Here is a 15,819-nt window from a genome sequence, read left to right on the forward strand (position 1 = left end):
TTTAAAAATAATGGTATTATAAGTTCGACCAAGAACTGAGACTAATCTCTCCACTGGAGAGGTATTTCACTTTGTCATTATTCAGTTTCACAACAAGTGTCCCTGAGTTTAAAATATCTAAAGCTTCTCCTGTAAATACAGTCCCATTTTCGTTAAAACAAATCCTTCTCCCAAGCACTAGCGATTTTTCCTTATAAACCTTGATGAGATCATGTTCTGGAACGCTTAAAAAAAGATGCCAAATTTCTTTGATAAGGGCATTTCGGCTGATAGTAGGTGTCCCCTCAAAAAGGTTGCCTGCTTTATGTTCTAGTTCTTTTGGAAAGGTTGTAATAGCAAAATTTATTCCAACTCCGATAATTACACCATCTCTTTGTCCTGTTTTAGGGTGGGTTGTTGTTTCTGTTAAAATGCCTGCTATTTTTTTGCCGTCACGATAAATGTCATTGACCCATTTAATTTGTGTGTCAATCTGAGTGAGACGCCAGATTGCTTTGACAATACTAGAGGCTACCATAAGCGTGTAAGTAGGAAGCTTTTTTTGAGTTTTGACAGGTAGATACAAAGACATGTAGATGCCTTGGTTATTGCTCGCAAAAAAAGGACGTGAAAATCGTCCGACAGCCGCTGTTTGGTTGTTGGCTAGAAAAAGATGGGGAGAATTGAGCTCTCCCTTTTCTTTGGCTCGTTTGGTATCTTGTTGGGTGGACTGGCTCTTTTCTATTAAGGTGACAGCAAAACCAAGCTGTTCTTGTAACCAAAGTGGATCTAGCTTGTCTGTACATAGGGTATTTCTTTTTGTCATGAGACTATTATACAATAGTTTTCAGGAGATAGGGAGTTTAATTATTGTTGTTTATCTATTTAGGTAAAATTTATTTCTTTTTATATCATGTTTAATTTAAGAACAAGTATGCTATATCCTGAACACAGATTTAAGGAGCGCGTATTATAAAAATTTCGAGTCATGCAACTAAGGAAATCATCAGGAGATTGTCAGAATTATCCTTCTATCTTGTTGGCGCTTGAGACTTAGTTATTGAGGTACTTAATGTTCAAGAAGTCATAGCAAAATCAGGTTTGTTTTTCTTTACAATGATGTCACAAATGTGCTGACTGCTGGTTTCTTGCCATGAGTATTTGATAATGAAAATTATTTACAAGTTGAATTGAAGTATGCTTTGCATTGACAATGAAAAATAACTGATGTTTGCAGTCTTGGTTACATGATTGAGGTTCTTGCGTAAACTGTAGTTTCTTGATATCAATATCATTATAGCTGTCTTAGCCATTTCAAAAATATTGATATAAATTTTTTATCAAAAATCTCTTTCTATAAGAGTCAAAAAGTGATATACTTAAACGGTTATTAAGTCCCGATAAGATGATCAACTGGTCAGTACTTTGTAACTTTTTAACACAGGTGAGCGATTTTTAAAGGCTCAGAAACATTTATTAAAAGGGGGACAGTTCATGTCAGAACGTAAATTATTTACTTCGGAGTCTGTATCTGAAGGACATCCAGACAAGATTGCCGATCAGATTTCCGATGCTATTTTGGATGCGATTTTAGCCCAAGATCCTGAGGCTCATGTGGCGGCTGAAACGGTGGTCTATACTGGTTCGGTTCATGTTTTTGGAGAAATTTCGACTAGTGCCTATGTCGATATTAACCGTGTGGTGCGAGATACTATTGCCGATATCGGCTACACCAATGCTGAATACGGCTTTGCGGCTGAATCTGTTGGAGTACATCCGTCTTTGGTAGAGCAGTCACCAGATATTGCTCAAGGGGTCAACGAAGCCTTAGAAGTGAGAGGCAATCAGGAACAGGATCCTCTTGATTTGATTGGGGCAGGCGACCAAGGGCTAATGTTTGGTTTTGCGGTAGACGAAACACCAGAACTCATGCCACTACCTATCTCACTCAGCCATAAACTAGTTAAAAAATTAGCAGATTTGCGCAAAACAGGCAGACTTTCCTATCTCCGTCCAGATGCTAAGAGTCAGGTGACGGTGGAATACGATGAAAACGACCAGCCTTTACGGGTTGAAACGGTGGTGATTTCAACTCAACATGATCCCGAAGTGGGACAGGACATCATTCGTAAAGATATGATTAATCGGGTGATTAAAGAGGTTATTCCAGCCAATTACTTGGATGACCAAACTAAGTATTTTATCAATCCGACAGGGCGGTTTGTCATCGGTGGTCCACAAGGGGATTCTGGATTGACCGGACGCAAGATTATCGTTGACACTTACGGCGGTTATGCCCGTCATGGAGGAGGTGCTTTCTCTGGTAAGGATGCTACCAAGGTGGATCGTTCAGCATCTTATGCAGCTCGCTATATTGCTAAAAATATTGTGGCAGCAGGATTGGCTAAGAAAGCAGAGGTTCAGCTGGCCTATGCTATTGGGGTGGCTCAGCCTGTGTCTGTCCGAATTGATACTTTCGGTACTAGTACAGTGGCAGAAAGTCAGCTAGAAAAAGCTGTGCGTCAGATTTTTGATCTCCGCCCAGCTGGGATTATTCAAATGCTGGACTTGAAACGGCCGATTTACCGTCAAACAGCAGCTTATGGACACATGGGAAGGACTGATATTGACCTGCCTTGGGAACGTTTGGATAAGGTCAATGCACTTAAAGCAGCAGTGAGTTAGCAAGCTTTTTTCTAGCTGTTTAGTATGAAGAAAAAGTAAGATTGAAAAAGCTGTGTATTCAGCTTTTTTGCTTTAAATGAACATAGGAATTAAGGATAAGTGATTGCTAAAGGTCTAGGCTTGTGGTAAAATAAAAAGGTTGAATTCAAGTATAAGAAAGATAAAATGGTATGCGAAAAATTGTAATTGAAGGTGGCAAGCCTCTAAAAGGCGAAGTGGTGGTTTCTGGTGCAAAAAATAGTATCGTTGCCCTTATGCCTGCTGCTATCCTAACAGATGATATTGTGACATTAGATGGTGTACCTGAGATTTCAGATGTGGAAAATCTCATCAGTATCTTGAAAGAGATGGGTGTTCGTGTCGAGCGCTGTGGTAGCAGTCTGACGATTGATTCGAGAGGTCTTAAAGATATGCCTCTTCCCTTTTCAAAAATGACTAACCTCAGGGCTTCTTATTACTTTTATAGCAGTCTTTTAGCAAAATTTGGTCAGGCGATTGTAGGACTCCCAGGCGGGTGTAATCTTGGCCCGCGTCCTATCGATCTTCATTTAAAAGCATTTGAAGCGATGGGAGCAGAAATATCCTACGAAGGCGAGCTCATGCGAATCGCTGTTCCAGAAGGGAAGGAATTGCATGGGGCACACATTTATATGGATACAGTTTCTGTTGGTGCAACCATTAATACCATGATTGCAGCGAGTAGAGCCAAAGGACGTACGGTGATTGAAAATGCAGCTCGTGAGCCTGAAATCATCGACGTAGCGACTCTGCTCAACAATATGGGTGCGCATATTCGTGGTGTAGGGACAGATACGATTACTATTGTAGGTGTAGAAGAGCTTCACGGAACGAGACATCAAGTCATTCCTGATCGTATTGAGGCTGGCACTTACATTGCTCTTGCTGCAGCTGTTGGTGAGGGTGTTCGTGTGAGTAATGTCCTCTACGAACATCTGGAGTCTTTTATTGCAAAATTAGAAGAGATGGGAGTTCGGATGACAATCGAGGAGGAAGCGATATTTGTTGAAAAGCAAGACCATTTGCGGAGTGTCTCTGTCACAACAGCTCCGTATCCTGGTTTTGCAACCGATCTTCAACAACCACTGACCCCATTATTGCTAAAAGCTAGCGGACGTTCACAGGTGATTGATACTATTTATGAAAAAAGGGTTAACCATGTTCCAGAGCTTTCTCGTATGGGAGCTGATATCAGCCTTATTGGTGGTCATATTGTAACGCATGGTCCAAGTGATTTGACAGGTACACAAGTAGCGGCTTCGGATTTACGAGCAGGTGCAGCTTTGGTTATTGCAGGTTTGATGGCAAAGGGTAAAACGGAGATTACCCATATTGAGTACATTTTGCGGGGTTATGCCAATATTGTTGACAAGTTGCGTGCACTTGGTGCCTCTATTACCATCAATGATGACTAAAGGGATAAAAGCGATGAGAAAAATTTTCGTCGCTTTTATTGATAATTTTTAAGCTACAATCCTTTTTCAATATGCTATAATGGATAAAAAGTAGGACAAGAAAGGGAAAATATGGCGACAAGTATCTATGGGCGATACGAACCCTATCTTCAGGAGATTTTGGAGACGTTTAGCCAGCGTATCATGGCAGAAAATGAAAATTATAAAGCCAAAATGGGCTATAAACTATACGAACATTTTAATGCTCGCATCAAATCAGAAGATAGCATGCGCGAAAAGTGTAGACGTAAAGGTTTACCTGAGACGACGTACTCTGCTTTAAAGTCTATCCGTGATAGTATTGGTTTGAGGATTATCTGTGGTTTTGTAGATGATATTTATAGTTTAGTTGATTTTATCCGTCATTATGAGGATTGTGAGATTGTCACAGAAAAGGATTATATCTTACATGCTAAGCCAAATGGTTATCGATCGTATCACTTGATTTTAGAGATTGAGACTGATAAGCCAGACTGTGTTGGCAATCAGCTAGGACGCTATTTTATTGAGATTCAATTGAGAACCATTGCGCAAGATTCATGGGCCAGTTTGGAACATCAGATGAAGTATAAGCATGAGATCAAAAATCCAGAACGCATTGTCCGTGAATTGAAGCGTTGTGCAGACGAAATAGCATCAGTTGATTTGACTATGCAAACGATTAGACAACTCATCGTGGATAGTAGCAAGGAGAAAAAGTAATGCGTGTGTTGATAGCAGAAGATGAGATTCAAATGGCACGTGTATTAAGCACAGCTTTGAAGCATGAAGGCTACAGCGTTGATGTGGCAAATGATGGACAGATGGCAGTGGATATGGCAAATCAAAATGCTTATGATGTTATGGTGATGGATGTTATGATGCCGAAAAAAACAGGTGTTGAAGCGGTTGAAGAAATCAGACAATCAGGTAGCCAAGCGCATATCATTATGCTAACAGCTATGTCTGAGATTGATAATCGCGTGACAGGGTTGGATGCTGGAGCGGATGATTATCTCACCAAACCATTTTCACTCAAAGAATTATTAGCACGCTTGCGTTCAATGGCAAGACGTGTTGACAGTTTTACTCCCAACATTCTTGAGGTGGGGAGTGTCACACTTAATGTTGGTGAGCAGGAGTTGAGTAGTACAAATACTATTCGTCTAGCTGGCAAAGAATCGAAAATGCTTGAATTTTTTATGCTCAATGTCGGCAAATCCTTGTCCACAGAACGTTTATTTAATCACGTCTGGTCAAATGACACAGATGATGTTGATAGCGGATATGTTTTTATGTATGTATCTTATCTACGTCAAAAGTTGAAGTCTGTCGGAGCTAATCTTGATATTATTGGTGATGAGGGAGGCGACTATACTTTGATTGAGGTTTCGTATGAATAGACGACTAGCATTTTTTCGTCTCAACATGTTTCAGCGTCTGCGTCTGCAATTTATTGCTATTGCAACAGTAGCTATCTCTGTTATTTTAGGTACGGTTTTTGTTATTAGTGCACTGGTTGTTGACAATCAAAGTAATGCTCAAATTAACAATATTCTCACTGTGCTGTCAGATAATGGTGGTGCTTTTCCAAAATTATCCGAAACAAGTCAAGTACTGGGCGAGCCTGTGACTGAGGATACACTTAGCCATTATTCCTATTTCAGTGCTATCTTATCTCGAAATAATGAGATAAAGTCACTAAATATTGGTCATATCAAAGCGTTAGGAGAGAAAGACGCAAAAAGGTACAGTCATGGTATTTTCAGAGTTGGAAATGAAGTAGGGCGTCTACGTATTTCAGGTGTGCCTTATGCTTACAAGGTCACTAAGCAAAAAAATAAGACCTATCTTCTTGTTGTGCTAGATGTTTCTGTCTTTGCTTCCACATCTCATAGGCTGCTTAATACTGCTATTTGGCTTAGTAGTGCTTGTCTTGCTTTCTTTATTTTAGTAATTGTCATTTTTTCAGGGCGTGTCATTCGTCCCTTTGTCAATAATTACAAAAAACAGCGTCGTTTTATCACCAATGCAGGGCATGAACTCAAAACACCTCTAGCGATTATCTCTGCTAATAATGAACTGGAAGAGCTGATGAACGGAGAATCTGAGTGGACAAAATCCACTAAAGATCAGATTGAGCGTTTGACCGGTCTTATCAATGCCTTGGTCACGCAAGCGAGATTAGAAGAACAGCCAGAGTTGATGTTAAAAGATTTGAATTTTTCTGCTATTGCAGAAGATGCTGCGGAGGATTTTAAAGGACCTATTCTTCGTGACGGCAAATCGTTTGAGATGTCCATTCAGCCAAATATTCACATCAAAGCAGAAGAAAAATCTCTCTTTGAACTTGTTACGATACTGGTTGATAATGCTAATAAATACTGTGATGCGGGCGGTAAAGTCAGTGTGCTACTCACAAAGCCAAGGCGCAACAGACGATCTCGATTGGTGGTCTCAAACACTTACGTTGCAGGACGTGATATTGATTATAATCGCTTCTTTGAGCGTTTTTATAGAGCGGACGAGTCACATCATAGTGAGACATCAGGTTATGGCATTGGTTTGTCTATCGCAGAGAGTATGGTACATCTCTTTAAAGGAAGTATTAAGGTCACATATAAGGACGACACGATTCACTTTATCGTCTTTTTGTAGTTCAGATATGCTAGACTCTGGTAAGTCGCTAACTGAACGAAATACAAAATAATATAGGGAGTTAAGGCAATGAAAGCTGTAGTTGTACATCAGGCAGGAGACAGTAGTGTTTTAAAGGTGACTCAGATTGCTAAACCGCAAGTGAAATCAGGTTGGTCTTTGGTGAAAATTATGGGATTTGGGATTAATCGTTCTGAAATTTTTACCAGACAAGGCTTGTCGCCGAGTGTCACCTTTCCAAGGATTCTTGGGATAGAATGTGTTGGCGTCATTGAAGAGACCACGGACGAGCAACGTTTGTCAGTTGGTCAAAAAATCATTTCGATTATGGGAGAGATGGGCAGAGATTTTGATGGCTCGTATGCAGAGTACGTGCTTTTGCCAAATGAACAGATTTATCCTGTTTCAACGACGTTAGATTGGAAAACATTGGCTACAATTCCAGAAACTTATTATACTGCTTTTGGAGCTTATCAAAATCTAAAAATAACTTCCCATGATAGGATTTTGGTGCGAGGTGGTGCAAGTGGTGTTGGAACTGCTTTTGTAAAATTGGTAAAAGCTAAATTTTCTGACGTGAAAGTCTATGCAAGTGTGCGCAATACGGCTAAAAAAGCGCAACTTTTGGATGCTGGATATGATGATTTGGTTAGTGATGATAATGGTGTGCTAAAGACAGATGTGACATTCACGAAAATCTTAGAATTAGTTGGGCCTGCCACCATCAAAGACAGTCTAGGGCATTTGCAAGAAGATGGAATGATTTGTTCCTGCGGTCAATTGGGACGAAAATGGTATCTGGAAGAATTTGATCCGATTATGGAACTTAAAAATAATGTCTATTTGACAACATTTTATTCAGGTAATGTTTCACAGAAGAAAATTCAAAAAATGTTGACTTATATTGAGCAAGAACAAGTAGATGTTCGTCCTGAGCGTGTATTTGATTTAGAAACTATTCAAAAGGCACATGATTATTTAGAAAGTGATGTGGCATTTGGTAAGGTCATTGTTTTAAATTAAGGAGAAAAATATGCATAAGGTAGGTATTATTGGTTTAGGAAATGTCGGCAGTACTCTGTCAAATAATCTCGTACAGTCAGGTGCAGTAGATGAGCTTGTATTGATTGACAAAAGGAAGGACAAACTTTTAGCAGATAAGCTGGATTTGGAGGATAGTTTTGCTGCAAGTGGGCATTTTGTTACGATAAAGACAAATGACTACACAGAACTTTCGGATGCAGAGCTTGTCGTTATCTCAGTTGGAGACATTAAAGCTTATTTTGGGGATAATCCTGATCGTTGGGTTGAGCTAGCGATTAACCGCAAAAATGTTATAGAGATTAGTCAACAACTTAAAAAGATAACTTTTTCTGGTATTATCATCGTTATCTCAAACCCTTGTGACGCTATCACAACATTGCTCCAAAAGGAATTGAATTATCCAACTGATAAAATCTTTGGCACAGGGACTTTGCTTGATACTAGTCGCCTCAAAAGACAGTTGTGGCAGGAAACAGGTATTGCTCCTAGCTCTTTATCAGGTTATGTGTTGGGTGAACATGGTGATTCGCAGTTTATCGCTTGGTCAACAATTGATGATGTTTTGCTATCAGGTATTGAGCGTACGCATTTTGAAGAAAGTGTTCGTAAGGGAGGGCAGGCTGTTTTCAATGGCAAGCGTTATACCAATTTTGCCATCGCCAAATGCTGTCAGCAATTAATAGAAGCTGTTTTTCAAGATAGTCATTCTATCTATCCTGTTTCTACTTATCATCAAGAGTTTGGAGTATATATCAGCTATCCTGCTATTATTGGTAGAAAAGGCATTCTTTCAACTTATCCTCTTTCTTTGAATACGGAAGAAGAGAAAAAAATGCAACTGTCAGCACAAGCCATCTTATCCAAAACCTCTTCAAAATAAAAAAGCAGTCCTAGACTGCTTTTTTATGTATTTTATGATATAATAAATTTTTGGATTTGTGCTTATGAACCATTGAAAAATGCTTTTTGTTACTGGATATTTTAGAGTGCGCTATCATGTCAACAGTCGCTTTTTTAATGGTTTTATATTACAATGAAAATGATTAAAATGTATAAAAGAGTAGTAACATGACAAAAAAGATTGGACTTGGAAAAGCTCATAGTAAGATTATTTTGATGGGAGAACATTCGGTAGTGTATGGCTACCCAGCAATTGCTCTTCCTCTGAAAAATATTGAAGTAGTTTGTCAAGTGACCAAGGGGAGTCATCCTTTAAAACTTGATGTAACAGATCCGCTTGCCATGGCTATTTTTGCAGCACTTGAACATTTAAAAAAGCAAGAGGAGAGGTTGGAATTTCATATCCAATCTCAAGTGCCCAAAAAGCGTGGCATGGGTTCTTCAGCAGCGGTAGCGATTGCTGCCATTCGTGGTGTTTTTGATTATTTTGAGGAAGAATTGTCGCTTGAGACACTAGAGTATCTGGTTAATCAAGCAGAGATGATTGCTCACACGAATCCCAGTGGACTTGATGCTAAAGCTTGCCTCAGTGAAGTAGCGATTAAATTTATACGAAATATGGGCTTTTCAGAGGTCGCACTCAACCTTGACGCTCACTTACTGATTGCAGATACGGGTGTTTATGGGCATACCAGTGAGGCAGTTGAGAAAGTTAAGCAATTGGGAGCACAAGCTCTGCCCTTATTACAACAACTTGGTGATTTAGCTGAAGTAGCGGAAAAGAGTATCTCAACAGGTCAATTAAAAGAGCTTGGAGAAAGTATGTTTGTAGCGCATGAGGTACTAAAGCGGCTTGGTGTTAGTAGTTCAGAGTGTGATCATCTTGTCTCTATTGCAAAATCTCAAGGAGCCATTGGTGCTAAGATGACAGGTGGCGGATTAGGTGGCTGTATCATCGCACTTGTTAAAAGTCAAGAAAAAGCGGATAAACTAAGTAGTCTATTAAAGAAAGAAGGAGCAGTCAATATATGGATGGAAAAACTGTGAGTGCCAAGTCTTATGCCAATATTGCGATTATCAAATATTGGGGGAAAGAGGACAGTCAAAAGATGATTCCTTCAACGAGTAGCATCTCCTTGACACTAAAAGATATGTTTACGCAGACGACTCTCACCTGTTTGCCAGAGGATGCAACGAGTGACTTATTTTATATTGATGGTAAACTTCAAAGTGAAGCTGAACATGCTAAGATGGCTGCTGTTTTAGATGATTTCCGAGCAGGCAAGCAACAATTTGTTCGTATTGATACAATCAATAATATGCCAACATCAGCAGGACTTTCATCAAGCTCTAGCGGTTTGTCTGCCTTGATTTTAGCGGCTAATCAGTTGTTTGAGACGCACTTAACTCAAAAAGAGCTTTCTCAAGTGGCGAAATTTGCATCTGGCTCCTCATCGCGATCTTTTTTTGGTCCTCTTGTTGCTTGGGATAAAGACAGCGGAGAGGTTTATCCTGTGGAGACCAAGTTGAAATTAGCTATGATTATGCTTGTGCTTAGTGACCAAAAAAAACTTATCTCCAGTCGTGAGGGGATGAAACGTTCTCATGATACCTCCCCTCGATTTCAAACGTGGATTGAACAGTCTGAAAAGGACTATTCCCAAATGCTAAGCTATTTGGCTACAGGTGACTTTGAAAAAGTTGGAGAGCTGACAGAGCAAAATGCTCTTGCTATGCATGCGACAACTATGACAGCAAAGCCAGCATTTTCTTATCTAACAGAGCAGTCTTATGAGGCAATGGAGAGAGTTCGTTTTCTTCGCAAACAAGGAGAGCGCTGTTATTTCACCATGGACGCAGGGCCTAACGTAAAGGTGCTTTGCTTAGAAGAGGATTTAGATCGTTTAGCAACGATTTTTGGGAAAGATTATACGATTATCGCTTCTAGGACAAAGGAGATGAGATGATAGAAGTAAAGACAGGGGGTAAGCTTTATATTGCAGGTGAATATGCGATTTTAGCTCCCCAACAGACAGCGTTACTAGCTTTTATTCCCATTTACATGACAGCGCACATTACACCCAATCATCGTTATCAGATTTCTTCGGATATGTTTAGCTACAGCTGTGATGTGATTACACCTGATGCTAACTATGCTCTTATTCAGGAGACAGTTGCAGTGATGGAGGAGTATTTGCTTGCTTGTGGTTATGCTATTAGACCCTTTTCTCTAATTATCACAGGTAAGTTAGAGCGTGATGGAGTGAAGTTGGGTATTGGCTCAAGTGGGAGCGTTGTGGTTTTGATCTTAAAAGCGATGGTTGCACTTTATCAGATTGATGTGTCTGAAGATCTTCTTTTTAAGTTGGCAGCTTATGTGCTCCTAAAGAGAGGAGACAATGGCTCAATGGGTGATGTTGCTTGTATCGCTTATGAATCTTTACTGGCTTACACTTCTTTTGATAGAGAGGCTGTACGTCATCAGATAGCTTTGCATCCTTTGCCAAAAGTATTAGCGTCTGATTGGGGATACAGCATTCGTCGGGTGACCACCTCATTAGATATTGATTTTCTAGTTGGCTGGACAAAGCAATCGTCCATATCAAAAGAGATGATTAAATGCGTCAAGAAAGCTATTGATACTACCTTTTTATCTGAGACAGATAGCCAAGTTTTGCGCCTAATAACTTCTCTTGAAACAGGGGACAAATTGGCTGTTAAAACTAGCTTGGAGACTATCAGTACACTATTAGAGCAACTTAGCCCAGTTATTTATAATGAACAACTAAAGCGCTTAAAAATGGCAAGTGTTGATTTAGATTGTGTCGCTAAGTCTTCGGGTGCAGGAGGTGGTGATTGTGGTATTGCTCTCTCTTTTGATGCCCTATCTAGTAAAAAACTAATGGAACGCTGGAGAGAAGATGGGATTGTTCTTTTGTTAAAGGAAAGGTTATCGTTTTTATGAGAAACCGCAAAGATGACCATATCAAGTATGCTCTTAATTACCAATCTCCTTATAATAGCTTTGATGATATGGAGTTGATTCAGAGATCTTTGCCAGAGTATGCTCTTTGGCAAATTGACCTCAGTACCCATTTTTTAGGCATGAATTTTGAGTTTCCTTTTTACATCAATGCTATGACAGGAGGTAGTCAAAAAGCTGCGATAGTTAATCATAAACTAGCTACAGTAGCAGAGGCAACAGGGATTGTTATGGTGACAGGATCGTACAGCGCCGCTCTTCAAAATCCTGATGATCGATCCTATCCCACTCATAGAGATTATCCAAGACTCAAATTAGCAACCAATATCGGTTTAGATAAACCGTTATCAGTAGCACTTGCGACAGTTAAGCAAACGCAACCACTGTTTTTACAAGTACATGTTAATATGATGCAGGAGTTATTAATGCCAGAGGGTGAACGTGATTTTAGACAGTGGCAGAGTCATTTGAAAGATTACGTGGAACATATTTCCGTTCCTCTTATGTTAAAGGAGGTGGGCTTTGGTATGGATGTTTCAAGTATCAAGCGCGCTTATGAACTGGGGATTCGTGCTGTTGATGTGTCTGGTCGTGGTGGGACAAGCTTTTCTTATATTGAAAATCAACGGGGAAAAAAGTTAGATTATCTCAATGATTGGGGGCAGACGACAGTTCAAGTATTGTTGAATGCGCAATCAATGCTTGATAAAATGGATATTTTAGCATCAGGGGGGGTTCGCCATCCACTTGATATGATTAAATGTTTTGTGCTTGGTGCTAAAGCAGTTGGACTTTCTCGGACAGTTTTAGAGCTCGTTGAGCGTTATCCAACAGAGAAAGTCATTACGATTCTCAATAGTTGGAAAGAGGAATTGCGCCTTATCATGTGTGCCTTAAATTGTAAGAATATAGCAGATTTACAGCAAGTAGAATATCTTTTATACGGAAAATTAGCTCAAGCAAACTGTCAAACGCAAAGAGAATTTAGAACGACTAGAAAAGAGGGAAATTGATGATTACACTATGTTATAGTGATGCTTATCAGATAGAGCGCAAGCAGGTTTATGACACCCCTGATGCATTTATGTTAGCGTTATCAGGTTGCGTTACTTTACCTGACTCGACTCCGATTCTAAGTGTCACTTATAAAGAAGAAGACCTTGGTTATAAAGGAATCTTCGGTGATTTATATAAAACATTTAGTTCATTTGACTGGTCAGTTTTTGATTAAATAGATTTTATCATTACAAAGAATAAAAAGCTTGGAAGATAACTTCCAAGCTTTTAGAGCATACAGTAGACAATAGCGATGTATTGAAGGGCTGATGCAAACAAGATGAAAAGATGCCAAATCATATGATCATAAGGATGCTTGCGAGCGTAAAAGATAGCACCAATAGTATAGCAAAGCCCTCCTGCTATCATCAATATCCAAAAGATTACGCCAGTCTTTGTTACAATAACAGGTAAGATAAAGATAGCCAACCACCCCATTATGAGATAGAGTAAAAGACTAAATTTTTCATTAATCTGTTTAGCGAAAATCTTATATAAAATACCAAAGATAGTCGTTCCCCATTGTAAAAGAATAATAGTATAACCAAGCCAACCACCTACTAAAGAGAGTGCTACAGGTGTATAACTCCCCGCGATAGCGATATAAATCATTGAATGATCAATAATGCGTAAGACGTATTTCTGCGGTGAATGATAAGCCATGGAGTGGTAGATAGTTGATGATAAAAACATGAGAAACAGGCTTATCACAAAGATAGACATTCCAATAGAAGGAGCTAATCCATACTGTTGGTAGCTATATGAAGCTGTGATAGGTAGCAAGATAAGCATAATAAGACTACCTACAGCGTGGGTAACACTGTTGGCGACTTCTTCGCCAAATGTTAATTGTTTACTCAGTTTCATGGTTTGCGTTGGATTCATCCTGTTCTCCTTCTAAATTTTGAACGAGTTGTTGCGTTTGGTCATACAGTTTTAGTGTTTGACACGCTGAAATAATAATCTTAGGTAATTCTTCTTTTTCTTGATTGTTCATACAAGCGACAAAGCTGTCATAACTTTGTTGAGACTGGCCATTAGCTGTTAATATGGCAAGAGTTTGGCTGATTTCTTGGATTGAAAAAACATTTTTTAGTGCTGTAATAGCAATTAAACGTGCCAGATGCTTGCGGTTATATTTTTTCTTCATGGGTTTGGTGAGCTGTGCGTGTTTGACATAATTGTTCACCATTGAAGCAGTTAAACCTTTACCACTTGAGATATTGTTTTGAGTGACTTGGTTGACATAGAGTAATACCTGATCGAGATAAAGCTCAATCGTAGGTAACTCATCCCAACTTGGGTAATGATAAGTCATGCTACACCTTCTTATCTAGTATTTATAACTAGATTATAAAATTATCAAAAACAAATGTCAAATGAAATCATTGTAGAGTGACTTTTTTAAAAAATCTGTTCTATCAAATAATGCTACAATCTATGCTATAATAATGTGAATAACAAGTGACTGACAAGTTGTGTAGATACAAGGAGTGTAGTTTAGAGTCTTATGAAGATTGAAAAAGTGTATAACAATAATGTCGTACAGTCTAAAAATTTATCTGGTGATGAGATTATTCTTATGGGTACTGGGCTTGGTTTTCAAAAGCGCGCGGGCGATGTTCTAGATGAAAGCAAGGTTGAAAAGACCTTTGTGTTATATGATAGTGACAAGTTAGAGGACTTTTCACAATTCTACCGAACACTTCCAGAAGTGGAGGTTGAGCTTGTTTTGGAGTTGATTGCTTATGCTAAAGAAAAGCTTGATGTCACCTTTGAGACAGGTTTTTATATTGGTCTAGCCGATCATATTCACTACGCTATAGAGCGTCATCGTCAGAATCTTCCTATCCAAAATCCTCTGAGTTGGGAAATCAAAAAATTTTATCCTAAAGAGTATCAATTGGGAAGAAAAGCTGTTCAGATGATTTTAGAGCGCATGCAACTATTATTGCCAGAGGATGAAATTTCCTCTATTGCCTTGCATTTTATCAACGTACAAAAAGATAAGATAGCTAATGAAGAGAGTTATCATATCACTAAAATGGTACATGATATTTTAGGGATTGTTCGCCTTTACTATGGAAAGATTGCTGATGAAGATTCTATTAGTTACAATCGATTTGTGACACATGTTCAATACTTTGCTCAGCGTGTCAGTAGCGGTCTTATCCAAGGAAAAAATGACAGCTTTCTTTATGAGCAAGTCAAACTTAACTATCCAGCTGCTTTTGCTTGTACGCAGAGGATAAAGGCTTATGTGAGGTCATCTTATGACTTTGATATGAGTTATGATGAGCAGGTGTATCTCACGATTCATATTTCCCGTTTAGAAACCAGTTAATAAACAGTATTTTTATAAAAAATACGATAAAGAGATGAAAACTATTTCAAAAAGTGGTAAAATAACGGTACTTGCTGTTAGGAGGGACAATCTTACCGTGAATTTTCTTGAATTAAATAAAAAACGACGTGCTGTGAAGCATTTTAATGGCAAATCTGTTGATAAAAAAGATGTACGAACAGCTATTGAAATTGCTAGTTTAGCACCTTCAGCACACAACATACAACCGTGGAAGTTTGTGCTTGTCGATGCTAAAAAAGAAGCATTAGCTAGCAGTCTACCTGCATCTAATAGAGAACAAGTTCAGCAGGCGGCTTATGTGATTGCTTTGTTTACAGATACTGACTTGGAAAAACGTTCTAGAAAAATTGCACGTATTGGACGTAAGAATTTGTCAGATAAGTGGATTAGCTATTTCATGGAGACCATGCCAGCTCGTTTTAAGGGTTTTGATGAGGTGACAAAAGGAGAGTATTTGGCACTTAATGCCGGACTTGTTGCCATGAATGTTGTACTTGCTTTGACCGACCAAGGGTTTAGCTCTAATATGATTTTAGGATTTGATAAAAGCGTAATCAATGATATTTTGGATATTGATGATCGCTTTCGTCCTGAACTTTTAATAACGGTTGGCTATAGTGATGACAAGCCAGATCCGACTTATCGCTTGCCAGTTGATGAGACTGTGGAAGAGCGCTAAAGCATAGAAAAATACCTTT

17 protein-coding genes are annotated in these 15,819 nt (G+C 39.0%); 14 read left to right on the forward strand and 3 right to left on the reverse strand.

The annotated features are described in order from the left end of the window. Positions 1-16 precede the first annotated feature (16 nt). Positions 17-805, reverse strand: coding sequence for a biotin--[acetyl-CoA-carboxylase] ligase (locus NXS10_RS00360; RefSeq protein ID WP_259136462.1), 789 nt, complete (start codon positions 803-805; stop codon positions 17-19). 668 nt (positions 806-1,473) lie between these two features. Here NXS10_RS00360 and metK point away from each other — a divergent pair. The 12 genes from metK (at position 1,474) to NXS10_RS00420 (ending at position 12,931) form a co-directional block, all read left to right on the forward strand. Next, the gene (gene metK / locus NXS10_RS00365; protein ID WP_259136463.1) at positions 1,474-2,664 is read left to right on the forward strand and encodes a methionine adenosyltransferase; all 1,191 of its coding nucleotides are present in this window, start codon (positions 1,474-1,476) and stop codon (positions 2,662-2,664) included. Between the two features lie 170 nt (positions 2,665-2,834). Continuing rightward, the gene (murA, locus tag NXS10_RS00370) at positions 2,835-4,097 is read left to right on the forward strand and encodes a UDP-N-acetylglucosamine 1-carboxyvinyltransferase (protein ID WP_259136464.1); all 1,263 of its coding nucleotides are present in this window, start codon (positions 2,835-2,837) and stop codon (positions 4,095-4,097) included. Between the two features lie 111 nt (positions 4,098-4,208). Continuing rightward, complete coding sequence (locus NXS10_RS00375) at positions 4,209-4,838, forward strand: GTP pyrophosphokinase (protein WP_259136466.1); 630 nt, start codon at positions 4,209-4,211, stop codon at positions 4,836-4,838. Then, positions 4,838-5,518 carry a response regulator transcription factor gene (locus tag NXS10_RS00380; RefSeq protein WP_259136468.1) on the forward strand — a complete coding sequence of 227 codons (681 nt, stop codon included), beginning with the start codon at positions 4,838-4,840 and terminating at the stop codon, positions 5,516-5,518. Before NXS10_RS00375 ends, NXS10_RS00380 begins: the two co-directional genes overlap by 1 nt. Positions 5,519-5,543: 25 nt before the next feature. Beyond that, the gene (locus NXS10_RS00385) at positions 5,544-6,773 is read left to right on the forward strand and encodes a sensor histidine kinase (protein ID WP_259137302.1); all 1,230 of its coding nucleotides are present in this window, start codon (positions 5,544-5,546) and stop codon (positions 6,771-6,773) included. A gap of 69 nt (positions 6,774-6,842) precedes the next feature. Further along, entirely contained in the window at positions 6,843-7,796 is a 954-nt protein-coding gene (locus tag NXS10_RS00390; RefSeq protein ID WP_259136470.1) for a zinc-binding dehydrogenase, read from the forward strand. Positions 7,797-7,806: 10 nt separating this feature from the next. Continuing rightward, on the forward strand, positions 7,807-8,697 hold the full coding sequence (locus tag NXS10_RS00395) for a lactate/malate family dehydrogenase (protein ID WP_259136472.1): 891 nt from the start codon (positions 7,807-7,809) through the stop codon (positions 8,695-8,697). 188 nt (positions 8,698-8,885) lie between these two features. Then, entirely contained in the window at positions 8,886-9,764 is an 879-nt protein-coding gene (gene mvk, locus NXS10_RS00400) for a mevalonate kinase (protein ID WP_259136474.1), read from the forward strand. Next, the gene (gene mvaD / locus NXS10_RS00405; protein WP_259136476.1) at positions 9,746-10,684 is read left to right on the forward strand and encodes a diphosphomevalonate decarboxylase; all 939 of its coding nucleotides are present in this window, start codon (positions 9,746-9,748) and stop codon (positions 10,682-10,684) included. The genes mvk and mvaD overlap by 19 nt, the downstream gene beginning before the upstream one ends. Next, positions 10,681-11,682: a phosphomevalonate kinase gene (locus NXS10_RS00410; RefSeq protein WP_259136478.1), complete on the forward strand. Its 1,002-nt coding sequence runs from the start codon at positions 10,681-10,683 to the stop codon at positions 11,680-11,682. Before mvaD ends, NXS10_RS00410 begins: the two co-directional genes overlap by 4 nt. Continuing rightward, positions 11,679-12,713: a type 2 isopentenyl-diphosphate Delta-isomerase gene (gene fni, locus NXS10_RS00415; RefSeq protein WP_259136480.1), complete on the forward strand. Its 1,035-nt coding sequence runs from the start codon at positions 11,679-11,681 to the stop codon at positions 12,711-12,713. The genes NXS10_RS00410 and fni overlap by 4 nt, the downstream gene beginning before the upstream one ends. Then, positions 12,713-12,931, forward strand: a complete 219-nt coding sequence (locus tag NXS10_RS00420; RefSeq protein WP_259136482.1) for a DUF4649 family protein — start codon at positions 12,713-12,715, stop codon at positions 12,929-12,931. The genes fni and NXS10_RS00420 overlap by 1 nt, the downstream gene beginning before the upstream one ends. Positions 12,932-12,984: 53 nt before the next feature. Here NXS10_RS00420 and trhA read toward each other — a convergent pair whose 3' ends face one another. Both trhA and NXS10_RS00430 read right to left on the reverse strand, forming a co-directional pair. Then, the gene (gene trhA / locus NXS10_RS00425) at positions 12,985-13,641 is read right to left on the reverse strand and encodes a PAQR family membrane homeostasis protein TrhA (protein ID WP_259136486.1); all 657 of its coding nucleotides are present in this window, start codon (positions 13,639-13,641) and stop codon (positions 12,985-12,987) included. After that, the gene (locus NXS10_RS00430; protein WP_259136488.1) at positions 13,610-14,074 is read right to left on the reverse strand and encodes a DUF1836 domain-containing protein; all 465 of its coding nucleotides are present in this window, start codon (positions 14,072-14,074) and stop codon (positions 13,610-13,612) included. The genes trhA and NXS10_RS00430 overlap by 32 nt, the downstream gene beginning before the upstream one ends. Before the next feature lie 192 nt (positions 14,075-14,266). Here NXS10_RS00430 and licT point away from each other — a divergent pair, with 192 nt between their 5' ends. Beyond that, positions 14,267-15,100, forward strand: a complete 834-nt coding sequence (gene licT / locus NXS10_RS00435; RefSeq protein ID WP_259136490.1) for a BglG family transcription antiterminator LicT — start codon at positions 14,267-14,269, stop codon at positions 15,098-15,100. Between the two features lie 97 nt (positions 15,101-15,197). Continuing rightward, positions 15,198-15,800, forward strand: a complete 603-nt coding sequence (locus NXS10_RS00440) for a nitroreductase family protein (protein ID WP_259137303.1) — start codon at positions 15,198-15,200, stop codon at positions 15,798-15,800. Positions 15,801-15,819: the final 19 nt, after the last annotated feature.

The sequence above is a fragment of the Streptococcus sciuri genome (assembly GCF_024814375.1).
GTDB classification, from domain to species: Bacteria; Bacillota; Bacilli; order Lactobacillales; family Streptococcaceae; genus Streptococcus; species Streptococcus sciuri.

Bases quoted from the DNA above. Each gene is read 5' to 3' on its own strand.
- NXS10_RS00380 (WP_259136468.1), top strand. From the start codon at position 4,838: ATGCGTGTGTTGATAGCAGAAGATGAGATTCAAATGGCACGTGTATTA.
- NXS10_RS00375 (WP_259136466.1), top strand. From the start codon at position 4,209: ATGGCGACAAGTATCTATGGGCGATACGAACCCTATCTTCAGGAGATT.
- NXS10_RS00430 (WP_259136488.1), bottom strand. From the start codon at position 14,074: ATGACTTATCATTACCCAAGTTGGGATGAGTTACCTACGATTGAGCTT.
- mvk (WP_259136474.1), top strand. From the start codon at position 8,886: ATGACAAAAAAGATTGGACTTGGAAAAGCTCATAGTAAGATTATTTTG.
- NXS10_RS00390 (WP_259136470.1), top strand. From the start codon at position 6,843: ATGAAAGCTGTAGTTGTACATCAGGCAGGAGACAGTAGTGTTTTAAAG.
- NXS10_RS00395 (WP_259136472.1), top strand. From the start codon at position 7,807: ATGCATAAGGTAGGTATTATTGGTTTAGGAAATGTCGGCAGTACTCTG.
- mvaD (WP_259136476.1), top strand. From the start codon at position 9,746: ATGGATGGAAAAACTGTGAGTGCCAAGTCTTATGCCAATATTGCGATT.
- NXS10_RS00420 (WP_259136482.1), top strand. From the start codon at position 12,713: ATGATTACACTATGTTATAGTGATGCTTATCAGATAGAGCGCAAGCAG.
- NXS10_RS00360 (WP_259136462.1), bottom strand. From the start codon at position 805: ATGACAAAAAGAAATACCCTATGTACAGACAAGCTAGATCCACTTTGG.
- NXS10_RS00385 (WP_259137302.1), top strand. From the start codon at position 5,544: ATGTTTCAGCGTCTGCGTCTGCAATTTATTGCTATTGCAACAGTAGCT.
- trhA (WP_259136486.1), bottom strand. From the start codon at position 13,641: ATGAATCCAACGCAAACCATGAAACTGAGTAAACAATTAACATTTGGC.
- licT (WP_259136490.1), top strand. From the start codon at position 14,267: ATGAAGATTGAAAAAGTGTATAACAATAATGTCGTACAGTCTAAAAAT.
- NXS10_RS00410 (WP_259136478.1), top strand. From the start codon at position 10,681: ATGATAGAAGTAAAGACAGGGGGTAAGCTTTATATTGCAGGTGAATAT.
- metK (WP_259136463.1), top strand. From the start codon at position 1,474: ATGTCAGAACGTAAATTATTTACTTCGGAGTCTGTATCTGAAGGACAT.
- fni (WP_259136480.1), top strand. From the start codon at position 11,679: ATGAGAAACCGCAAAGATGACCATATCAAGTATGCTCTTAATTACCAA.
- murA (WP_259136464.1), top strand. From the start codon at position 2,835: ATGCGAAAAATTGTAATTGAAGGTGGCAAGCCTCTAAAAGGCGAAGTG.